At 66.3% G+C, this 19,919-nt stretch carries 18 protein-coding genes; 7 read left to right on the top strand and 11 right to left on the bottom strand.

Features of this window, described 5'->3' with window-relative positions; genetic code table 11:
- The first annotated feature begins 69 nt into the window (after positions 1–69).
- Together AXW67_RS13610 and AXW67_RS13605 are read left to right on the top strand one after the other, a co-directional pair.
- Entirely contained in the window at positions 70–294 is a 225-nt protein-coding gene (locus tag AXW67_RS13610; RefSeq protein ID WP_145927590.1) for a hypothetical protein, read from the top strand.
- A gap of 12 nt (positions 295–306) precedes the next feature.
- Positions 307–1,503, top strand: a complete 1,197-nt coding sequence (locus AXW67_RS13605) for an acyl-CoA dehydrogenase family protein (RefSeq protein WP_063678293.1) — start codon at positions 307–309, stop codon at positions 1,501–1,503.
- A gap of 80 nt (positions 1,504–1,583) precedes the next feature.
- Here AXW67_RS13605 and AXW67_RS13600 read toward each other — a convergent pair whose 3' ends face one another.
- The 3 genes from AXW67_RS13600 to AXW67_RS13590 form a co-directional block, all read right to left on the bottom strand.
- On the bottom strand, positions 1,584–3,905 hold the full coding sequence (locus AXW67_RS13600) for a xanthine dehydrogenase family protein molybdopterin-binding subunit (RefSeq protein ID WP_063678292.1): 2,322 nt from the start codon (positions 3,903–3,905) through the stop codon (positions 1,584–1,586).
- 216 nt (positions 3,906–4,121) lie between these two features.
- On the bottom strand, positions 4,122–4,997 hold the full coding sequence (locus tag AXW67_RS13595; protein ID WP_027555721.1) for a dihydrodipicolinate synthase family protein: 876 nt from the start codon (positions 4,995–4,997) through the stop codon (positions 4,122–4,124).
- Positions 4,998–5,060: 63 nt separating this feature from the next.
- Entirely contained in the window at positions 5,061–6,026 is a 966-nt protein-coding gene (locus AXW67_RS13590) for a VOC family protein (protein ID WP_063678291.1), read from the bottom strand.
- Positions 6,027–6,223: 197 nt separating this feature from the next.
- Between AXW67_RS13590 and AXW67_RS13585 the strand changes: the two genes are divergently transcribed.
- Positions 6,224–7,090 carry a S1C family serine protease gene (locus AXW67_RS13585; RefSeq protein ID WP_063678290.1) on the top strand — a complete coding sequence of 289 codons (867 nt, stop codon included), beginning with the start codon at positions 6,224–6,226 and terminating at the stop codon, positions 7,088–7,090.
- The gene (locus tag AXW67_RS13580; RefSeq protein ID WP_063678289.1) at positions 7,087–7,458 is read left to right on the top strand and encodes a response regulator transcription factor; all 372 of its coding nucleotides are present in this window, start codon (positions 7,087–7,089) and stop codon (positions 7,456–7,458) included. The genes AXW67_RS13585 and AXW67_RS13580 overlap by 4 nt, the downstream gene beginning before the upstream one ends.
- Positions 7,459–7,470: 12 nt before the next feature.
- Here AXW67_RS13580 and AXW67_RS13575 read toward each other — a convergent pair whose 3' ends face one another.
- The 4 genes from AXW67_RS13575 to AXW67_RS13560 all read right to left on the bottom strand — a co-directional run bounded on the left by AXW67_RS13575 (position 7,471) and on the right by AXW67_RS13560 (position 12,595).
- Positions 7,471–8,547, bottom strand: a complete 1,077-nt coding sequence (locus AXW67_RS13575) for a sensor histidine kinase (protein ID WP_027555725.1) — start codon at positions 8,545–8,547, stop codon at positions 7,471–7,473.
- Positions 8,534–9,226 carry a response regulator transcription factor gene (locus AXW67_RS13570; protein ID WP_027555726.1) on the bottom strand — a complete coding sequence of 231 codons (693 nt, stop codon included), beginning with the start codon at positions 9,224–9,226 and terminating at the stop codon, positions 8,534–8,536. Before AXW67_RS13570 ends, AXW67_RS13575 begins: the two co-directional genes overlap by 14 nt.
- Before the next feature lie 97 nt (positions 9,227–9,323).
- On the bottom strand, positions 9,324–9,911 hold the full coding sequence (locus AXW67_RS13565; RefSeq protein WP_063678288.1) for a hypothetical protein: 588 nt from the start codon (positions 9,909–9,911) through the stop codon (positions 9,324–9,326).
- A 347-nt stretch (positions 9,912–10,258) separates the two neighbouring features.
- Positions 10,259–12,595, bottom strand: coding sequence for a Tex family protein (locus AXW67_RS13560; protein WP_027555728.1), 2,337 nt, complete (start codon positions 12,593–12,595; stop codon positions 10,259–10,261).
- Between the two features lie 486 nt (positions 12,596–13,081).
- Here AXW67_RS13560 and AXW67_RS13555 point away from each other — a divergent pair, with 486 nt between their 5' ends.
- On the top strand, positions 13,082–14,551 hold the full coding sequence (locus AXW67_RS13555; RefSeq protein WP_063678287.1) for an amidase: 1,470 nt from the start codon (positions 13,082–13,084) through the stop codon (positions 14,549–14,551).
- A gap of 40 nt (positions 14,552–14,591) precedes the next feature.
- On the opposite strand, the gene AXW67_RS13550 is transcribed toward AXW67_RS13555, so the two are convergent.
- Positions 14,592–14,909: a hypothetical protein gene (locus AXW67_RS13550; protein WP_063678286.1), complete on the bottom strand. Its 318-nt coding sequence runs from the start codon at positions 14,907–14,909 to the stop codon at positions 14,592–14,594.
- Positions 14,910–15,056: 147 nt separating this feature from the next.
- On the opposite strand from AXW67_RS13550, the gene AXW67_RS13545 reads away from it, so the two are divergent.
- Together AXW67_RS13545 and AXW67_RS13540 are read left to right on the top strand one after the other, a co-directional pair.
- On the top strand, positions 15,057–15,968 hold the full coding sequence (locus AXW67_RS13545) for a PaaI family thioesterase (protein ID WP_063678285.1): 912 nt from the start codon (positions 15,057–15,059) through the stop codon (positions 15,966–15,968).
- 107 nt (positions 15,969–16,075) lie between these two features.
- The gene (locus AXW67_RS13540; RefSeq protein ID WP_027555732.1) at positions 16,076–16,441 is read left to right on the top strand and encodes a hypothetical protein; all 366 of its coding nucleotides are present in this window, start codon (positions 16,076–16,078) and stop codon (positions 16,439–16,441) included.
- On the opposite strand, the gene poxB is transcribed toward AXW67_RS13540, so the two are convergent.
- From poxB to AXW67_RS13525, 3 genes are all read right to left on the bottom strand, one after another.
- Positions 16,438–18,174, bottom strand: a complete 1,737-nt coding sequence (gene poxB / locus AXW67_RS13535) for a ubiquinone-dependent pyruvate dehydrogenase (protein WP_063678284.1) — start codon at positions 18,172–18,174, stop codon at positions 16,438–16,440. The two genes, AXW67_RS13540 and poxB, sit on opposite strands and share 4 nt — an antisense overlap.
- Positions 18,175–18,260: 86 nt before the next feature.
- A complete protein-coding gene (locus AXW67_RS13530) occupies positions 18,261–18,887 on the bottom strand; it encodes a 2-dehydro-3-deoxy-6-phosphogalactonate aldolase (protein WP_063678283.1) in 627 nt (208 codons plus the stop codon).
- A 13-nt stretch (positions 18,888–18,900) separates the two neighbouring features.
- Positions 18,901–19,815 (bottom strand): 2-dehydro-3-deoxygalactonokinase, encoded by a 915-nt coding sequence (locus AXW67_RS13525; RefSeq protein WP_063678282.1) that lies wholly within the window; start codon positions 19,813–19,815, stop codon positions 18,901–18,903.
- Positions 19,816–19,919: the final 104 nt, after the last annotated feature.

The following is a 19,919-nucleotide window of genomic DNA, read 5'->3' as shown; positions in this document are numbered from 1 at the left end:
ATCCCAATCTTGGCCGCTGCATATTGGCATTGGAAGGTCTATGGTTTGTACAGGCGGCTTGGAGATCGGGTGAAAGACCTCGGCTACTACTGGTTCTCAACCCAGTTTCAAGCGCCGGGTCTGGCGACGCAGCTCTATCGTTGTGAGGATTTTGCGAGATTCCTGTCGAAGGAATCGTTGACGGAGATAGAAGCGGTCCGGAGAGACACGAGGCCCGCCATCGTCGCAACCGTACTTTGGGTGGCGATGGCCGTCGCTCTGTTCTTCATTTCGGCCTGGCGTCCGATAAACTAGGGAACGCGCATCATGGACCTGTCGTTCAATGCTGAAGAGCGCGCCTTCCAGGACGAGGTGCGCGGCTTCATTGCGAAAAATCTCAGCGACGAGATGAAGCGCGCGACCGCGCTGACGCCGTCGGTTTTCTCCGATCCCGATATCGGCATGGCCTGGCAGCGCGCACTGCACCGCCAAGGCTGGGGCGCACCGGGCTGGCCGGTGGAGCATGGCGGGCCGGACTGGACGCCGGCGCAGCGCTGGATTTTCGAGACGGAATGCGCGCGCGCCGGCGTGCCCAACGTCAACGTGATGGGCGTGAAGATGGTCGGGCCCGTCATCATCGGCTTCGGCAGCGACGCGCAGAAGAACTTCTATCTTCCGCGCATCCTCTCCGGCGAGGACTATTGGTGCCAGGGCTATTCCGAGCCAGGCTCCGGCTCCGATCTCTCGTCACTGAAAACGCGCGCGGTACGCGACGGCGACGACTACATCATCAACGGCACGAAGATCTGGACCACGCATGCGCACCATGCCAACCGCATGTTTGCGCTGGTCCGCACCAGCGACGGGCCGCGGCAACAGGACGGCATCAGCTTCATCCTGATCGACATGAAGACGCCAGGCATCACCACGCGCCCGATTCTCACCATCGGCGGCGACCACGAGGTCAACCAGGTGTTCTTCGACGACGTGCGGGTGGCCGTCGCCAACCGCGTCGGCGAGGAAGGCAAGGGCTGGACCTACGGCAAATATCTGCTCGAGTTCGAGCGCGGCTCCGGCATTGCCTCGGCGAAGCTGCGCGAGGGGCTCAAGGCGATCGCGGAGCTCGCGGAGTCCGATCTCACGGGGCGTGCGATCGACAGCCCCGACATCGCCATGCGCATCTCCGAGGTCGAGGTCGACATCGATGCGCTCGAGATGACGGAGCTGCGCGTGCTGTCCGCGCTCCAGACCGGGCAAAACCCCGGCGCGGTGTCGTCAATCCTGAAGCTGCGCAACAGCGAAATCCGGCAGGCCGTGACCCGGCTGGGCGCCGACGTCATCGGCCACGATGCCCTCGCCGTCGAGCCGATGCGCCCGCTCTACAAGCTCAACCACACGCCCGCGACGCCCGAGGACATGCTGACCGTCGTGCCGGAATATCTCAACGGCCGCGCCTACACGATCTTCGGCGGCACCTCGGAGATCCAGCGCGACATCATCGCGAAGATGATGCTGGGGATTTGAGGGCGTGCTGGCCCACATACTCCGCCGTCGTCCGGGCGGAGGCCGGGACGACGAGCTGACTTTGGGGTGGCGGCGGAGTGCTAACCAGCCTTCGCGTCCCTGATCGCCTGCCAGATCTTCTGCGGCGTGAGCGGGGTGTTGAGCTGGGCGATACCGAGCTCGGCGAGCGCGTCCATCACGCCGTTGGTGACGCAGGGCGGGCCGCCGATCGCGCCGGATTCGCCGCAGCCCTTGGCGCCGAGCGGATTGGTGCGGCAGGGCGCGGAATCATCGAGCGTCACCACGATCGGCGGAACGTCGTCGGCACGCGGGATGCAGTAGTCCTGGTAGCTCGCGGTGAGAAGCTGGCCGTCCGGATCATAGGACACGCCTTCATACAGCGCCTGGCCGATGCCCTGCGCGACACCGCCGTGGATCTGGCCCGAGACCAGCATCGGGTTCACGGCGACGCCGACGTCGTCGACCGTGGTGTAGCGCACGACGCGGGAGACGCCGGTCTCGGGATCGATCTCGACCTCGCAGATATGCGTGCCGTTCGGCCAGCTCGGACCATCGACCTCGCCTTCGGAATCGACGCTGAGCTTGGCACCGCCTTCTTTCTCGGCGAGCTCGAACAGGCTGATGCGGCGGTCGGTGCCGACGACGGTGAGCATGCCGCCCTGATATTCGATGTCCTCGACCGAGGTCTCCAGCACATTCGCCGCCTTCTCGCGCGCCTTCTGGATCAGGTCGTTGGAGGAGACCGCGACCGCGGTGCCGCCGACGAACAGCGAGCGCGAGCCGACGCTGCCAAAGCCCGTCGCCAGATCAGTGTCGCCCTGGACGACGTCGATCTTGTCCATGGGAATGCCGAGCGTGCCGGAGATCATCTGGGTGTAGGTGGTCTGAAGCCCCTGCCCCATCGCCATGGTGCCGGAGTGCAGGATGACCCGGCCCTGCGAGGTCGCATGCAGGCTGACCTTTTCGGTGTGCGCGCGGCCGCCGGTCCATTCGATGTAGGAGGTGAGCCCGCGACCGTAGAGCAGGCCCTTCTTCTTCGCCGCCTTTTTGCGTGCGGCAAAGCCGTCCCAGTCGGCGAGCTTGGTGGCGCGGTCGAGCATGTGTGCGAAAGCGCCGGAATCGTAGACCTGGCCGGCCGCGTTCGTGTAGGGCAGCTGCGCCGGCTTGATGTAGTTCGCTTTGCGGATCGCGCGCGGATCCATGCCGATCTTTCGCGCGGCGGCGTCGAACAGACGCTCGACGATGAACACGGCCTCGGGACGGCCCGCGCCGCGATAGGCGCCGACCGGTGCGGTGTGGGTCATCACCGTCTTCACCTCGAAATGCACCAACGGCAGGTCATAGACGCCGGTCTGCACGAACGGCCCGAGCACCAGCGGAATGATATTGCCCGTGCCCGAGGAATAGGCGCCGGTGCAGCCGATCGACCTGACGCGATAGGCGAGCACGCGCCCCTTCTCGTCCAGCGCGAAGGAGGCGGTCGAGGTGAGATCGCGGCCGTGGGTGCCGCTGACAAACTCGTCGGTGCGGTCGCCGCGCCAGCGGATCTTCTTGTTCAGCTTGGTCGCGGCGTAGGCGACGATGCCGTCCTCCGGATAAAGGCTGGTCTTCTGGCCAAAACCGCCGCCGATGTCGCCGACCAGCACGCGGACACTGTCCTTGGGACGCTTGAGGATCGCTTCTGCCAGAAGATCACGGGTCGAGGCCGGCGTCTGCGACTGCACGTGCAGAAGGAGGCGGCCGGACTTCTTGTCGATCTCGGCAATGGTCGAGCGCGGCTCCATGGCGGAGGGCACGAGGCGCTGGCTGACGATGTCGAGCTCGACCGTATGTGCGGCCTTGGCGAAGGCTTCATCGACCTTGGCGGCATCGCCATAGCTCATGGCGCCGACGATGTTGTCGGGCGCCTCGGGCCACACCACAGGCGCGCCGGGCTTCACGGCCTCGACAGGGTCGACCACCGCGGGCTGTATGTCGTACTCGACGACGATCGCCTCCGCCGCGCTCTGCGCAGCGACGCGCGAGGAGGCCACCACCGCCGCCACCGCCTCACCGGCGTAGCGCACGACCTCATGGGCGAGCAGGCGGCGCGGCGGCACCGTCATCGGCTTGCCGTCGGGGCGCTTGAATATGTTGAGGGTCGGGATGCTGCCGATGTCGTCCTTGACGAGGTCGGCGCCGGTATAGATGGCCGTGACGCCGGGCATCGCGGCGGCCGCGCTGGTGTCGATCGAGACGATCTTCGCGTGGGCATGCGGTGAGCGCAGTACATGCAGCCACAGCGCGCCGTCCTCCGGCTTGTCGTCGATGAACTGCCCCTTCCCGGTGAGCAGCCGCTGGTCTTCCAAACGCTTGACGGGCTGCCCCGCTCCGAAACGCAAACTGCCGGGAAGAATGTTCATTCCAAAGGTCCCTTGGATCTTATCGAAACTGCGGGGGCCTTTTAGCGGATCGATCCGGGGCAGGCCAGCCGCGGTTTTGGGCGGGATATCCCCAATTTCGTCATGTCGCCCCGCGTTTGCCATGCCGGGGCGATGCGCGGCATCGAGCCCGGAATCCATCAGAATCTGCCGCTAAATGGATTCCGGGCTCGCGCTTCGCGCGCCCCGGAATGACGACTACGCCAGCTCCCGCAGCGCCCCTTCCACAACCTTGCGCTGCTCGGCGTCAAGCGCGGCCTGCGGCGGAATGGGGTCGCCGACGTCATAGCCCTGGATCGCAAGCCCTGCCTTGATGCAGGCGGCGAGGTTGAAGCGGGCGAAGGCTTCGTTGATCCGCCACAGCCTTCGCTGCAGCGCCATGGCCTCGTCCCAGCGGCCCTTCTTGCAGAGGTCGTAGAGCGCGACGCTCTGGCGCGGGATGATGCAGGCCGGCCCTGCCATCCAGCCGAGGCCACCGATCAGCATCACGGCCGCCGGAATGTGCGCCGAGGCCGAGAACACGCGCAAGGCATCGCCGCAGCGGTTCATGATCGAGAGCAGCCGTCCGGTGTTGGTCGAGGCATCCTTGATGTAGCCGATGCGCGGATGCTCGGCGAGACGCGCGATGACGTCGAGCGTCAGATCGGAACGCTGGAATTGCGGATTGGTGTAGATGACCACGGGAATATCGACGGCATCAGCGATGCTGCGGAAGTAGGATTCGACCTGGGCGTCGGAGAGTGGAAAATAAGCCTCCAGGATCGCCAGAATGCCGTCGGCACCGAACTTCTGATAGGCCTTCGCCTGCGCGACCGCATCCGCGATCGAGGTCGAGGCAACGCCGGCCACCACGGGCACGCGGCCCTTCGCGGCCTCGATCGTGGTTTGCACAACCGTCGCGCGCTGCGCGGCATTGAGATAGGCGAACTCGCCGGTCGAGCCCAGCGGCGTCAGCCCGTGCACGCCGGCGCCGATCAGATCGTCGCAGAGCCTGCCGAGCACGTTCGTGCGCACCGCACCGTCGGCATCGACGGGCGAAACGAGATAGGGGAAGACGCCGTGAAAGTCGGGCATGTCGGAGAGTATCCCGGGAAATCAGTTGCGCTCTCCGGGTATTAGCAATGCCCGAGCCTTCGATCAAACCTTGATCAGCCGCACCCGCGTACCCCAGGGATCGACGGCCTCCACGCCATTCGCAAGCGCCGTGACCTGCGCACCGCCCTTGCGCAGGCGCTCCTCCTGCGCAGCGAGCAGCTCCTGCTTCTCCGTCACCAGCGAGAACCAGGCGAGGCCCGTCGTGCTGTCGTCGCGACGGCCGGCGCCCTGGCTCTGCCAGACGTTCATGCCGAGATGGTGGTGATAGCGGCCCGACGACAGGAACGAAGCGCCGTTGCGGCGGCGGGTCGGGTCGAGCCCAACCGTGCCGTGATAGAAGCTCTCGGCCTGCGCGAGATCGCCGACGCGCAAATGCATGTGGCCGATGCGCAGGCCATCCGGCGCCTTCGGATAGTCGCTGACGCGCGGATTGGTCAGCGACAGGAGATCAGGGATGTTGAGCTCGTCGGTCGCCATCTTCACGCTGCCCTCGCTCCACTGCCATTGCGAGGGATCGCGGTCCGCATAGACCTCGATGCCGTTGCCTTCGGGATCGTCGAGATAGACGGACTCGCTGACGAGATGATCGGCAAAGCCCGACAGCTGCACACGATGCGAGGCGGCATGCACTAGCCAGCGCGCCAGATCCTTGCGCGTCGGCATCAGGAAGGCGGTGTGGTAGAGACCCGCCGCATTGCGCGGCTCGGTCGCGGCCTCGGGACGGGCCTCCAGCACCAGCAGCGCGATCCCGCCCGTGCCGAGCTTCGCCGATGTCGCCGAGCGCTCCATCACGGTGAGCCCGAGCACGTCGCGGTAATAATCCGCGACCACATCGAGATTCTTCACCCGCAGTGTCACCATGCCCACGCGCATCGGCGTGCGGCTGGCATAGGTCGGCTCGCCGCCTTGCGGAGTGCCCTCGGCCCGCGCCGCGGCCGCAGCGGCGGCTGCAAGCGAGGTTGCGCCGGCGAGTTGCAGCAGGGTTCGGCGGGTGAGATCGATGGTCATGGGTCTGGGCTCGCCATAAACTTGGGGCCGTAAGGCGCAATGCTGGGCGGATTGCTACACGGTCCCGTGAGCGGGTCCCAATCACAACTGCGTCGGCCGGGACAATACGGTGGGCGGTCACGGAAGTCCTGGCCATCCGGCCAGTTTCCAGATCGGCCGCGACATCCCAGATTGGGGACAACAGACAGGAGTCGTCCATGACCGACCTCGCCCCCCTTTCCGCGCTATCGTCCGCGCTCGCGGATGTCGTGGCGCGCACCGCGCCTTCCCTCGTCGCCGTGCATTCGCATCGTTCTCGCGCGTCCGGCTTCGTCTGGAAACCCGGCCTCATCATTACCGCCGATGAGGCACTCGCCGACGAGGGCGAGGTCGAAATCAGGCTGGCCGACGGCAACGCGGTGGCCGCGACCATCGTCGGCCGCGACCATACGACCGATATCGCGCTACTTCGCGCCAATACCGACATCGCACCGGTCAAGCTCGCCGCCACCGTCCCGGCGCTCGGCGCGCTCTCGATCGTGGTCGCGACCGACCGCGGTGCGCCTTCGGCGGGTCTCGGCGTGGTGTCGGCCGCAGGCCAGAGCTGGCGCAGCCTGCGCGGCGGCGACATCGACGCGCGGATCGAGCTCGATGTTCGCCTGCGCCCCGGCCAGGAAGGCGGGCTTGCGCTCAATGCGGCCGGCGAGGCGTTCGGCATGGCCGTGCTCGGCCCGCGACGCGTGCTGGTGATCCCGACCGCGACGATCGAGCGCGTCGCCGCGCAACTCGAGACGCGCGGCCGCATCGCCCGCGGCTATCTCGGCCTGGGGCTCCAGCCGGTGCGGCTCGACGACGGCATCGGCGCGATGGTGATGAATGTCGACAAGGCCGGGCCTTCCGCGGCAGCCGGCATTCGCCAGGGCGACGTGATCGTGGCCGTCAACGACCAGAAGCTGTCCAGCGTGCGTGCACTGTCGCGGACGCTGGGGCCGGCGAGCGTCGGTTCGGTGGTCGATGTCGCGGTGCGCCGCGGCGGCGAGCCGGTCAGCTTCAAGGTCACGATCGGCGAGAGGCCCGAGGCGTGAGCGAGGACATCGCCCCCGAGATCGTGCTCGCGCTTGAGATCGACGATCCCGCCCTCGCCGATCGCATCGCCGCACTGCTCGGCGGCGTCGCGGGGCTGCGGCTCGCCGCCCCCGGAGAGCAGGCCACCGCGACCGTCGTCGCGCAAGCCGCGCGCGGCCTGGCCGGCGACTTCGCGCTGACGCAGCGCGAGCTCGACGTGCTCGCGCTGATGGCCGAGGGCGCTTCCAACAAGATGATCGCGCGTCAGCTCGGGATCTCCGTTCACACGGTGAAATTCCATGTCGGCTCGCTGCTCGACAAGCTCGACGCCACCGGCCGCACCGACGCCGTCGCGCATGCGGCGCGCCGCGGCGTGATCAATTTGTAGGCCCATCCGGAGCTATTGCGGCGAGAGCGCAGGAAATCGAAGCTCGATCGTCAGCCCGGGTGCGTTGTCGCGCAGCGCGATCTCTGCGCTGTGCAGGCGCGTGATCGCGGCAACGAGGCTCAGGCCGAGGCCGTTGCCCGGCGTGTAGCGGCTCTGCTCGAGCCGGTAGAAGCGTTTGAACACGTGATCGCGCTGCTCCACGGGAATGCCGGGTCCGTCATCGGTGATCGCAATCACCGCGCCGCCATCGGCGCGCTGGCAGGTCACGGTCACCTGCCCGCCCGCGCGGCCATGCTTGATCGCGTTGTCGACGAGATTGGCGATAGCGTCGAACAGGAGGTCGCGATCGCCGGTCACCGGCACCTCGCGCTCTCCGTTCAGGCTCAGACGGGTCGCGACCTGTTCGGCTGCAGCGTCGTAGAGCTCGACGACCTCGCCGGCGATCTCGGCGAGGTTGAGCGCGCGAAAGGCGCTGCGGCGGGCGCGGGTCTCGATCTCGGATATACGCGTGATCGAGGCGAACATGCCGAGCACGGCATCGAGATCGGCGATGGTGTGACCGATCAGCGTCGCGTCGGCCTCGCTGTTGCGCGGGGTGTGATAGGCCTTTTCCAGCCGGCCGCGCATGCGCGTGAGCGGCGTGCGCAGATCGTGGGCGACGTTGTCGCTGACCTGCTTGACCTCACCCATCAGCGTCTCGATGCGATCGAGCATCAGGTTGAGGTTTTCCGCAACGCGGTCCCATTCGTCATGACTGCCGCGCAGGGGGATGCGCCGGTCGAGGCCGGCGAGCATGATGGCACGGCTCGTCGCATTGATCTCCTCGATCCGCCCGACGGTACGCCGCGTCACCAGCACGGCGGCGAGCCCGGCCAGCGCCAGGAGCAGCACGGCGACCGCCACCATCGCGAGCTCGATCATCCTCGTGAAGCCGTCGTGATCGCCGACGTCGCCGAGCCTGCTCCGCACATAGCCAAGCGTCCCGAAATAGACATAGGCCATGATCGCCGCGACGATCAGTCCGAACGCGGCGATCGCGATCAGCGCCAGTCTGAACGTCGAAGAGCGTAACGTGTTAGCCAGGAGCACGGAGGCAATATCCGATGCCGCGGATGGTGTGGATCAGCGGATAGGCCTGGCTGTCGTCGACCTTGCGGCGGACGCGGCCGACATAGACGTCGATGATGTTGGTGGAAGGATCGAAGTGGAGGTCCCAGACATGCTGCAGCAGCATCGCGCGGGAGACGACGCGGCCCTCGTTGCGGACAAGATATTCGAGCAGCTGGAACTCGCGCGGCAGTAGCGGGATCTTGCGGCCGCGTCGGCTGGCGCTGCGCGCGATCAGATCGATGGCGAGGTCGCCGACCCGCAAGATCGTTTCCTTGGCGATGGTCTCGCTGCGGCGGCCGAGCGCCTCGAGCCTCGCCAGCAGTTCGACGAAGGAGAAAGGCTTGACCAGATAGTCGTCGCCGCCGGCACGCAGGCCCCGCACGCGGTCGTCGACCTCGCCGAGCGCGGAGATGATCAGGAAGGGTGCGGCAATGCCGTCGTCGCGCAATTGCCGCATCACGGCGATGCCGTCGATGTCGGGCAGCATGCGGTCGATGGTGATCACGGCATAGTCGCGCGCGACGCCGTGGCTCAGGGCCTCGCGCCCGGTCGCCGCAAGATCGACCTCATAGCCCGAGGTCGTCAGCTCCTCGGCGAGCTGGCCTGCGGTTTCCGGGTCGTCCTCGACGACCAGGATGCGACGGTGACCTCCGGTCATGACGAACTCCGCGCGACGGTCGCCACCAGACTATCCCGTTCCGGGGCTGAGCGGAACCGCCCGGTGGCGATCGCGACAATGGTGCGGTACGGCAATGCTAGTACCAATTGTATCCGCACACATTGACCCATTGCCAGCCATAGGCCGTCCAGCTCCTTTGCCAGCAGCCGTCGTCGTAATAGTTGGCGTAGACGAAGGGCGCGCCGAAGAAGGCGAACCGGTGGAAGCGATGATGCCGGAAGAAGAAGGCGTGGCGGCCAACGAAGGGCCGACCGCGCCAGCCCGCGCCCGCAAACCGCGGCCCGAAGGCGGCACGGGTCGCGAAAGGTGCACCGGCAAAGCGCGGCCCGATCATGGCGTGGGCAGCCATCGGCGAACCTGCGAAGCGCGGCGCAAAGGCCGCACGCGCCATCGGCGCGCCGCCGAAGCGGGCGCCACCGAAATGAGCTCCACCCATGCCGCCGACATGCATGCCGCCACCCATACCGCCGACATGCATACCGCCACCGCCGAAATGCCCGCCTCCGAACCCGCCATGGCCGCCGCCGCCAAAGCCGCCTCCGCCAAAGCCGCCTCCGCCATGTCCGCCACCGCCGCCACCACCGCGCGCGAGAACGGGCGACGCGACCGCCAGCGTCGCAGCAAGTGCCGCTGCGACGAGCCCTGTGAGAAGCCTGTTGTTCATCGGATAATCCTCCTTACGGTGCAGCGGTCGTCTCGCTGCACGAGGGGGATCAGGAGAAGCGAATGCGCTGTCCCCATCAACTTACAAATGCGCCAGATTCTGACGCCAAAGTCAGGAACGCGCGCTCCCTCACACCCTCTCCCCGTTCTTACGGGGAGAGGGTGGGGTGAGGGGCTGCTTCCGCAATCGCGATTTTGAATTGGAGGCAGAATACTCTCGCGACACGCAATCGTGTACGAGTCGGAGAGATTATTGATGTGGCTCGAGGACTGCCTTGCCCCTCACCCGGATCGCTGAAGCGATCCGACCTCTCCCCGCTGAAGCGCGGGGAGAGGTTGAAGATCGCCTCACGCCGGCTTGCCGCGTCCGCTCTTCTCGGCCGCACGGCGCAGTGCCTCGGCGAGCGCGCCGCCACCGGAGGATTCCTGCTTGCGCGGCGCCGACGAGGTCATGCGGCCAGTGTTGCGCGAATTGTCGCGCTGCATGCCCGGGGCATCCTTCTTCGCGCCGACCTCGTCGTCAAGACGCAGGGTCAGCGAGATGCGCTTGCGCGCAACCTCGAAATCCAGAACCTTCACCTTGACGATGTCGCCGGGCTTCACCACCTCGCGCGGGTCCTTGATGAAGGTCTTTGACATGGCCGAGATGTGCACGAGGCCGTCCTGGTGCACGCCAATGTCGACAAAGGCGCCGAAGGCGGCGACGTTGGTCACCGTGCCCTCGAGGATCATGCCCTTCTGGAGATCCTTGATCTCCTCGACGCCTTCCTTGAACACCGCCGCCTTGAACGCCGGGCGCGGGTCGCGGCCCGGCTTTTCCAGTTCGCGCAGGATGTCGGTGACGGTCGGCAGACCGAAGGTCTCGTCGACATAATCCTTCGGCTTCAGCGTACGCATGACATCGCTGTTGCCGATCAGCGCCTTGATATCGCTCTTGGTCGCCGCGAGGATCCGCCGCACCACCGGATAGGCCTCCGGATGCACGCCGGACGCATCGAGCGGGTCCTCGCCGCCGAGGACGCGCAGGAAGCCCGCACACTGCTCGAACGCCTTCGGCCCGAGCCGCGGCACCTCCTTCAGCGCCTTGCGCGACTTGAACGGGCCGTTGGCGTCGCGATGCTGCACGATGCTCTGTGCCAGCCCGGCGCCCACGCCCGACACCCGCGCGAGCAACGGCGCCGAGGCGGTATTGACGTCGACGCCGACCGCGTTCACGCAGTCTTCGACCACGGCATCGAGCGACTTGGCGAGCTTGGCCTGGCCGAGATCGTGCTGGTACTGCCCGACGCCGATCGCCTTGGGCTCGATCTTGACGAGCTCGGCGAGCGGATCCTGCAGGCGGCGGGCGATCGAGACCGCACCGCGCAGGGTGACGTCCAGCCCGGGCAGCTCCTGCGAGGCAAAGGCGGAGGCCGAATAGACCGACGCGCCGGCTTCCGACACCACGATCTTGGTCATCTTCAGCTCGGCAAGGCCCTTCACCAGATCGGTCGCGAGCTTGTCGGTCTCGCGCGAGGCGGTGCCGTTGCCGATCGCGATCAGCTCGACGCGATGCTTCAGCGCGAGCCTGCCGAGGATCGCGAGCGACTCGTTCCATTGCCGCTGCGGCTCGTGCGGATAGATCGCGGTGGTATCGACCACCTTGCCGGTCGCGTCGATGACGGCGACTTTCACGCCGGTGCGGTAGCCGGGATCGAGCCCCATGGTGACGCGGGTGCCGGCCGGCGCGGCCAGCAGGAGGTCGCGCAGGTTCGAGGCGAACACGCGCACGGCCTCGGTCTCGGCCGCGTTCCACAGCCGCATGCGCAGATCGATGTTGAGATGCACCTGGATCTTTGTCCGCCAGGCCCAGCGCACGGTGTCGATCAGCCAGCGGTCGCCCGCGCGCTTGAGGTCGGCAATGCCGAACCGCTTCATGATCTTCAGTTCATAGGCGCTCGGCACGCCCGGCGGCGGCGCTTCGGCTTCGGCCTGAATCTGGAGATCGAGAATCTCCTCCTTCTCGCCGCGGAACATCGCGAGGATGCGGTGCGACGGCAGTTTCGTCAGCGGCTCGGAGAACTCGAAATAATCGGCGAACTTTTCGCCCTCGGTCTTCTTGCCCTCGCGCACCTTGGAGGCCATGCGCGCGTTGGTCCACATCTCCTCGCGCAAGCTTCCGATCAGGTCGGCGTCCTCGTCGAAGCGTTCGACAAGGATGGCGCGGGCGCCGTCGAGCGCAGCGGCGGCATCGGCGACGCCCTTCTCGGCGTTGACGAACGCTTCTGCCACGACCTTCGGATCGTTGCCGGGCTCGGCCATCAATTGATTGGCGAGCGGCTCGAGGCCGGCTTCCTTGGCGATCTCGGCCTTGGTGCGGCGCTTCGGCTTGAACGGCAGATAGATGTCTTCCAGGCGCGCCTTGCTGTCGGCGGCGAGGATCGTGGCTTCGAGTGCGGCATCGAGCTTGCCCTGCTCGCGGACCGATTCGAGGATGGCCTTGCGGCGGTCTTCGAGCTCGCGCAGGTAGACGAGGCGTTCTTCCAGCGTGCGCAGTTGCGTATCATCGAGCGCGCCGGTCGCCTCCTTGCGGTAGCGGGCGATGAAGGGAACCGTGGCGCCGCCGTCGAGCAGCGTCACCGCCGCCTCGACCTGCTCCGCCCGAACCCCAAGCTCCTGCGCAATCTTCTGGTTGATATTTGCCACGCGAGAATCCCTCTTCCAAGCACGCGACCAGAACCGAACCACCGGTCGCGGGACGCCGCTTATGAACCAACCGGGGTTGATTCATCAAGGTGCGGTGCGGAACAGTCGACAGAGCATTTTTTGTTGAACCGATGCGATCTCGCCACATTCGTGCGGGGTGTGACGGCGGGCCGCTGACGATGCGAACACTCTATCCCATTGTCGTCCCGGCGAAAGCCAGGGCGATATCGCGCGCGACCACGTCAAACGGTCATTGCGAGGAGCGCAGCGACGAAGCAATCCAGACTGCCGCGCCATGGTGAAACTCCGTATTGCTTCGCCGCGTTCACAATCATGGCGCCCCCCCTTCATACTGCGCCGCGATCCGGTCCAGACTTTGGGAGCCATCGACCTCTCCATTCGACGCAACCCTGCTCTTCGCGCCGTCTCGGTTGATTCGCGCGGTTCCTTGCGAAAGGAAGGTGGCCACGAGAGGGATTGAATCGCATGACTTTGCCGATGAGCTGGAGTGAATGGGCGCAGCACGATGGCGTGGCGCTGGCGGCGCGCGTCCGCAACGGTGAGCTGACGCCCAAGGAACTGGCGCGCCAGGCCGCGGCCGGCGTTGCCAAGGTCAATCCGGCGCTGTCCGGCGTGGTCGAGCTGTTCGACGACGTCATAGCCGAGCCCGCCAAGGACGGCGCCAATCTGTCCGGGCCGTTCGCCGGCCTGCCCTTCCTGATGAAGGATCTCGGCCCGACCATGAAGGGCCGGCTTCAGGAGATGGGCTCACTTTTGATGCGCGGCAACCGCGCGGCGGCCGATACCTTCCTGACCGGCAAGTTTCGCCAGGCGGGACTCAATCTGATCGGACGGACCACGACGCCGGAGTTCGGCGTGTGCAGCTCGGCGGACAATCCGGCGGTCTATGTGACGCGCAATCCCTGGGACACCGACTACACCACCTGTGGCTCCTCGGCCGGCAGTGCCGCGATGGTCGCGGCCGGCGTGGTGCCGATCGCGCATGCGACCGACGGCGGCGGCTCGATCCGCATTCCCGCCGGCGTCAACGGCAATATCGGGCTGAAGGTCTCGCGCGGCGTGTTCTCGCTCGCGCCGCATCTGTCCGATCTCAGTGGCCTCGTCTCGATCCAGGGCTGCCAGTCGCGCTCCGTACGCGACACCGCCGCCTTCGTCGACCATGCCCGCGGGCCGGCGCCCGGCGAATTCATGCCATTCTGGACCACCGCCCAGCCCTACGGCGAGATGATCAAGCGCGATCCGGGCAAGCTGAGGATCGCGCTATCGCATCATTGGGGCGACTACACCGCAACGCCGCACATCGCCGCCGAGCTGGAGAAAGCCGGCCGCTTCCTCGAAGGCCTCGGCCACCACGTCGACCACGCGCTGCCGGAGCTCGACTTCCGCGCTGCCTTCGACGCGCAGACCACCTGCTACATCAGCAACTTTGCCGTGGTGATCTCCAATATGCTCGCCGCGCGTGGGCTGGAGCGGCCGCCGGAGGATCTGGTCGAGCCCGTCAACATCCGGATCTGGGAAGCCGGGTGGCACACGAGCTTCGCCGAGCGGGCGAAGATGCAGGCGGTGTTCAACACGACGTCGCGCGGTTTCGGCGCGTTCTTCGAGCAATGGGACGTCATCCTGACGCCGGTCACCGCGCTGCCGACGCCGAAGGTCGGCACGAAAGAATATCTCACCATATCCGACAATCCGGACGTCCTCGACTGGTTCGGCAATCTTTGGCACAATTTCGCCTTCACGCCGCTGGCCAATCTCTGTGGCATGCCCGCGATCTCGATGCCGATGGCCACGCACGAGCACGGGCTGCCGCTCGGCATCCAGGCGATCGCCAAGCAGGCCAATGACGGCCTGCTCCTGCAACTCGCTGCGCAGATCGAGCGCGCCATCGACGGCAAGTGGAACGGCGGCAAGAAGCCGAAGGTGCACGTCGGCTGAGGCACGGCGATCGCATCGATCTGCGATCGCGCGATCGGCTTCAGTTCTTCACGGTCGGAATCGTCTCGGGGGGGTGCTGCTGACCCTGCTGATGCATGGCGAGCGCCTTGTCGAGCGCTTCACGCAGCGCCAGCGCCGCGCCCGGACTGCAACGCAGATGCGCGGTCTGCACCACGTCAACCCTGACGGCAGCGCCGATCGGCATCAAGAGATTCGCGGCGAGCTCGATCTGGATTGCACCGTTGTGATGGCCGAAGCACGACGCGCCGTCGAAATAGATGACCGGAGCGCGTTCGGCGCTGGAGGTCGAAATGGTGACGGGCCCCTGGTTGGTGACGGACGTTTCGGGGTCGGCCATGGGTACTCCTGCAGGCAGTGGACAAACGGAGGGCCACCATCGCCGCTTCGCTCGGCCATGTCGAGGCCAAACCGGCCGGCAGCCCTGCCCCGCTAGGGCGCTTTGCGAGGTTTTGCACGATGGGCGCCACTGGTCTAGAACGTCGCCATGTCGACTTCACAGACCATCGGGTTGCCGTTCGAGGAACTTGCCGAGGCCATCAAAGGTCGCCGCTCCGACTACGGCCACATCAGCGGGCTCCAGCTCGACCGATTTGCGCCCGGTGAGGCCTGGTCCAGCCTGCCCTATCGTCCCGTCTTCGTCGGCGACACCGAGACCGGTGTGCTGCATGGCGGGGTCGTCACGGCGATGCTGGACGAGAGCTGCGGCATGGCGGTGCAGCTCGCGCTCGACGGCACGCGCGCGATCGCAACCCTCGATCTGCGCATCGACTACCAGAAGCCGGCGACGCCCGGCCTCGACATCAAGGCGCATTCGGTCTGCTATCGCACCACCCGCTCGATCGCCTTCGTGCGCTCCACGGCCTATCAGGAATCCGAGGACGATCCGGTCGCGACCGCCACCGCCTGCTTCATGATCGGCGCCAACCGCACCAACATGCTCGCCGACCGCAGGGTGGATACGCGCGCCATCCCCACGCTGGAGGCGCCGGACGATCCCGCGGGCCCGTTCGCAAGCAGCCCATTCGCGCGATGCCTCGGCATCCGCGTCAACGACGACGGCACGCTGACGATGCCGTTCTCGCCAAAGATCATCGGCAACCCGATCCTCCCCGCGATCCATGGCGGCATGACCGGCGCCTTCCTCGAGACCACCGCGATCGTCGGCGTGACGCGCGAGCTCGGCATAGCTGCATTGCCCAAGCCGATCGGCCTCACGATCAATTACCTGCGCTCCGGCCGCGCGCTCGACAGCTTTGCCAATGTTTCGATCGTGAAACAGGGCCGGCGCATCGTCGCCTTCGAGGCGCGGGCCTGGCAGGACGATCCCGCCAAGCCTATCGCCACTGCTTTCGGCCATTTCATGCTGCGGCCGACGCCCGGGAACGACGAGGAATAGGTGTATTTTACTTGACGGCCAAGGTTTGACGTCCAAGGCTTGAGGTAGGCTTGAAGGCCAAGGTTTGGGCCACAACGATAGCGCGTTCCCCCGCGAGAGGTATTGGATTGCGGCATCCGATCGACATCGTCGCTATGTTCGCCGCCCTCTGGCTGCTGGCGTCGATGGTGCTCGACGCGGTGACGCCGAAGGAGCTGACGGCGGTCATGATCGGTATCGCGATCGGGCCTGCCATCGTCATTACCGCCGTGTTCTATTATCTGCGCTGTCCGCGCACGGATTTCGCGGTGATGTTCTCCGCGCTATGGCTGATCTCGGACATCGCCATCGGCTTCATCTCGCCGATGCCGCTGCCGCACTTCCTGATCGTGCTCGGCTTCGTGCCGGCGCTGCTGGTCGGCCTCGTCCTGCACTGGCAGCGTTTCCAGCGCCGTCACGAGCGGTTCGCCTGGCCCTCGATCAAGCGGGGCTAGCGCGGCAGCAGGTTGGTCCTGGCTAGATCCAGGACCTCGTCGCCGCGGCCGTTCATCACGGCGCGCAGGACCCAGAGGCTGAAACCCTTGATCTGCTCGGGCGTGATGGTCGGCGGCATCGACAGCTCCTGCTTGGCGGTGACGACGTCGAGCAGCGCCGGCCCATTGTGCGCCAGCATCTCCTTCATCGCGCCGGGGAGCTCGCCGGGGTCCTCCACGCGTTTGGCAAAGATGCCCATCGCCCGCGCCATTGCCGCGAAATCCGGGTTCTCCAGGTCGACATTGGTGTCGACGAAGCCGGCCGCCTTCATCTCCAGCGCGACGAAGCCGAGCACGCCGTTGTTGAAGACGACGACCTTCACCGGCAGCTTCATCTGCGTCAGCGTGATCAGATCGCCCATCAGCATGGTGAAGCCGCCGTCGCCCGACAGCGAGATCACCTGGCGGCCGGGCTGCGCGGCCTGCACGCCGATCGCCTGCGGCATGGCGTTGGCCATCGAGCCGTGCGTGAAGGAGCCGATCAGCCGGCGGCGGCCGTTCATGTTGAGATAGCGCGCGGCCCACACCGTCGGCGTGCCGACGTCGGTAGTGAACACCGCATCATCAGTCGCATGGTCGCTGACGACCTTGGCGAGAAATTGCGGATGGATCGGCTTGCTGCCCGGCGTGCCCTTGGCGAGGGCGTCGAGGCCTTCGCGCGCTTTCTTGTAGTGCGCGATCGCATCGTCGAGATGTCTGCGCTGCGTCTTGGTCTTCAACAACGGCAGCAGCGCCTCGATGGTCAGCCTGACGTCGCCGACAAGGCCGAGATCGAGCTTGCAGCGCCGGCCGAGGTTTTCCGGCCTGATATCGACCTGCGCGACCTGGCAGTCGGTCGGGAAGAACTGCTTGTAGGGAAAATCGGTGCCGAGCATCACGAGGGCATCGCAGGCATGCATGGCCGCGTAACCCGAGGAGTAGCCGATGAAGCCGGTCATGCCGACGTCGTAGGGATTCTCGTACTCAACATGCTCCTTGCCGCCGAGCGCATGTACGATCGGGCTTTTCAGGGTCTCCGCGAGCTGCATCAGCGGCTCATGCGCGCCGGCGCAGCCGCGGCCGCAGAACAGCGTAACGCGCTCGGCGCCGTTCAGGAGGTCTGCGAGCGCCTTCAGTTCACCCGCCTCCGGCACGATCTTCGGCGCGGACAGCGCGAGTGTGCGCGTTGCCGAGAGCGCACGCTTCGGCGGCGCGCGGAAGGCGACGTCACCGGGCATGGCGACGACGGCGACGCCGCGCAAGCCCACCGCCGCGCGGATGGCGTTCTCAAGCACGTAAGGAAGCTGGCTCGCATCCGAGATCAGCTCGCAATAATGACTGCACTCGCGGAAGAGATTTTGCGGGTGGGTCTCCTGGAAATAGCCGCCGCCAATCTCGGCCGACGGAATCTGCGCTGCGATTGCGAGCACAGGAAAGCGGCTGCGATGCGCGTCGAACAATCCGTTGATGAGATGCAGATTGCCAGGCCCGCAGGATCCCGCGCACACCGCGAGGCTTCCGGTCATCGCCGCTTCGCCGGCGGCGGCGAACGCCGCAACCTCCTCGTGCCGGACATGCACCCATTCGATGGTGCCGCGGCGCCGCAGCGCTTCGGTGAGACCGTTCAGGCTGTCGCCGACGATACCGTAGATCCGCTTGACGCCCGCCTGCTCGAGCGTTGCCACGAACAGATCGGCCACATTGTTGATCGCCATATCGGTCTCCTGATCTCGCTGATGCAGCAAGATAGGATACAAAGCGGCTGTGACGGGATCACGGCTGGTTTATTGCCGGCTCAGTCTTACAAAATCGCCCGATCATAGGCAGCGACCGTCGCCTTGGCGCGCGCCACGACGTCGGCGGCGGTCATGCCGGGCTTGTAGAGACTGCTGCCGAGCCCGAATGCCGTCACGCCACCTTTGATATACTCGGCAAAATTCTGGTCGGAGACGCCGCCGACGGCGGCGATCATGACGCCGGCCGGAAGCACGGCGCGGATCGCGGCAATGCCGGATGCGCCGAGCACACTCGCGGGAAAGAATTTCAGGCTCGATGCGCCCGACCGCGCCGCGAGCAGCGCTTCGGTCGGCGAGAACACGCCGGGCATCGTCACCATGCCGTGCTGATGCGCGCGCGCCAGCACCTCCGTGTCGACATTCGGCGAGACCATCAGCTTGCCGCCGACGTCATGGAGGCGGTCGACATTTTCGGGCGTCAACACCGTGCCCGCGCCGATCAGCACACCGGCAGGCGCGAGCTTCACAGCAAGCGCAATGGAGCGGAACGGATCCGGCGAGTTCAGGGGAATTTCGATCGCGGTCATGCCGGCCTCGATCAGCACGCCGACGATGGCCTCGGTCTCCTCGGGCTTCACGCCGCGCAGGATCGCGACCAGCGGTCGCTTCATCGGCGGAAAGGGAACGCTCATCTCAAGATTCCTTCTACTTCGTCCAGATCGCGGCGGCCGCCATCGACAAGCCGCGGCGGACCGCCTCGTCCGCATCGACCGGCGCAACGGACACCGACAGCGCATCGAAAGCCAGGCGATACAGCATCGCAAGCCGTCCCGAGGCAATCAGCGTAATTCCCGTTTTCGGAACAGTGCCGGAGAGACCTGCCGCCAGCTCAACGCCGATCAACGTGCCCGAAAGGGTTTCGCGCGCCGCCGCCGGCGTGCCGCCGAACAGGAGCTGCCGCGACCGCGCGCCGAACAGGAGATTGGCGGCGAAGGCCGGCGCCTCGAACGCGGCCGTCACGGCCGCCTTGAAGCTCGCGACATCCTCGGCGTCATCGGCACCGGCGACCGCGAGCGACAGGATCGTCTCGCGCGAGACCACGCTGAAGAGCTCGCCGCTCATGAAGGTGGAAAAATGCGCGACCGCGCCGTCCTTCACCCGCACCCATTTGGAATGGGTGCCGGGCATGCAGACCAGCGCTTCGCCTACGGCGTCGAGACCAAGCGCGCCGAGCAATTGGGTCTCTTCGCCTCGCATCACGTCCGGCGACTTCGCGTCGCGCTGCGCGATGCCCGGCAGGATCCGGATGTCGCGGGCCTCGCCGGGCACGCGCGCGGCCTGCTTCAAAATCGCAGGCAGCGGCGCCGGCGTGTCGACATAGCCAGCCTCGACCCAGCCTTGCCGCGCACCCGCCATGCCGCAGACGAGAACCGGGAGATGATCGGGCGCCTCGACCGCGGCAAGATGTGATTGCAGCACGGCGGCGAACCCGGACTTGGCCGCCACGAGCATGCCCTCGCTGCTGCGGCGCTCGGCCAGGACCAGACCGGCACGGTCGATCAGCCAGAGCCGGAAGCTGCTGGTGCCCCAGTCCACCGCGACATAGGCGGGCTCGTTCATGTCAATCTATCCTCGTCTCACCGGCAAGACGCCGTCTCGCGACAATGAGACGGCGCCTTGCGGATCTGCGTCGAGATACCGGCTATTGCGCGGGCAAACCAGCC

Origin of the sequence: Bradyrhizobium neotropicale (assembly GCF_001641695.1) — a bacterium.
GTDB classification, from domain to species: Bacteria; Pseudomonadota; Alphaproteobacteria; order Rhizobiales; family Xanthobacteraceae; genus Bradyrhizobium; species Bradyrhizobium neotropicale.
The sequence above is the reverse complement of the archived record's forward strand: the minus strand, read 5'-3'. Positions and strand labels throughout refer to the sequence as shown.

What these genes read in the sequence shown, in the direction of transcription:
- AXW67_RS13605 (WP_063678293.1), top strand. Translation starts at nt 307, where the DNA reads ATGGACCTGTCGTTCAATGCTGAAGAGCGCGCCTTCCAGGACGAGGTG.
- AXW67_RS13600 (WP_063678292.1), bottom strand. Translation starts at nt 3,905, where the DNA reads ATGAACATTCTTCCCGGCAGTTTGCGTTTCGGAGCGGGGCAGCCCGTC.
- AXW67_RS13595 (WP_027555721.1), bottom strand. Translation starts at nt 4,997, where the DNA reads ATGCCCGACTTTCACGGCGTCTTCCCCTATCTCGTTTCGCCCGTCGAT.
- AXW67_RS13590 (WP_063678291.1), bottom strand. Translation starts at nt 6,026, where the DNA reads ATGACCATCGATCTCACCCGCCGAACCCTGCTGCAACTCGCCGGCGCA.
- AXW67_RS13585 (WP_063678290.1), top strand. Translation starts at nt 6,224, where the DNA reads ATGACCGACCTCGCCCCCCTTTCCGCGCTATCGTCCGCGCTCGCGGAT.
- AXW67_RS13570 (WP_027555726.1), bottom strand. Translation starts at nt 9,226, where the DNA reads ATGACCGGAGGTCACCGTCGCATCCTGGTCGTCGAGGACGACCCGGAA.
- AXW67_RS13565 (WP_063678288.1), bottom strand. Translation starts at nt 9,911, where the DNA reads ATGAACAACAGGCTTCTCACAGGGCTCGTCGCAGCGGCACTTGCTGCG.
- AXW67_RS13555 (WP_063678287.1), top strand. Translation starts at nt 13,082, where the DNA reads ATGACTTTGCCGATGAGCTGGAGTGAATGGGCGCAGCACGATGGCGTG.
- AXW67_RS13550 (WP_063678286.1), bottom strand. Translation starts at nt 14,909, where the DNA reads ATGGCCGACCCCGAAACGTCCGTCACCAACCAGGGGCCCGTCACCATT.
- AXW67_RS13545 (WP_063678285.1), top strand. Translation starts at nt 15,057, where the DNA reads ATGTCGACTTCACAGACCATCGGGTTGCCGTTCGAGGAACTTGCCGAG.
- poxB (WP_063678284.1), bottom strand. Translation starts at nt 18,174, where the DNA reads ATGGCGATCAACAATGTGGCCGATCTGTTCGTGGCAACGCTCGAGCAG.
- AXW67_RS13530 (WP_063678283.1), bottom strand. Translation starts at nt 18,887, where the DNA reads ATGAGCGTTCCCTTTCCGCCGATGAAGCGACCGCTGGTCGCGATCCTG.
- AXW67_RS13525 (WP_063678282.1), bottom strand. Translation starts at nt 19,815, where the DNA reads ATGAACGAGCCCGCCTATGTCGCGGTGGACTGGGGCACCAGCAGCTTC.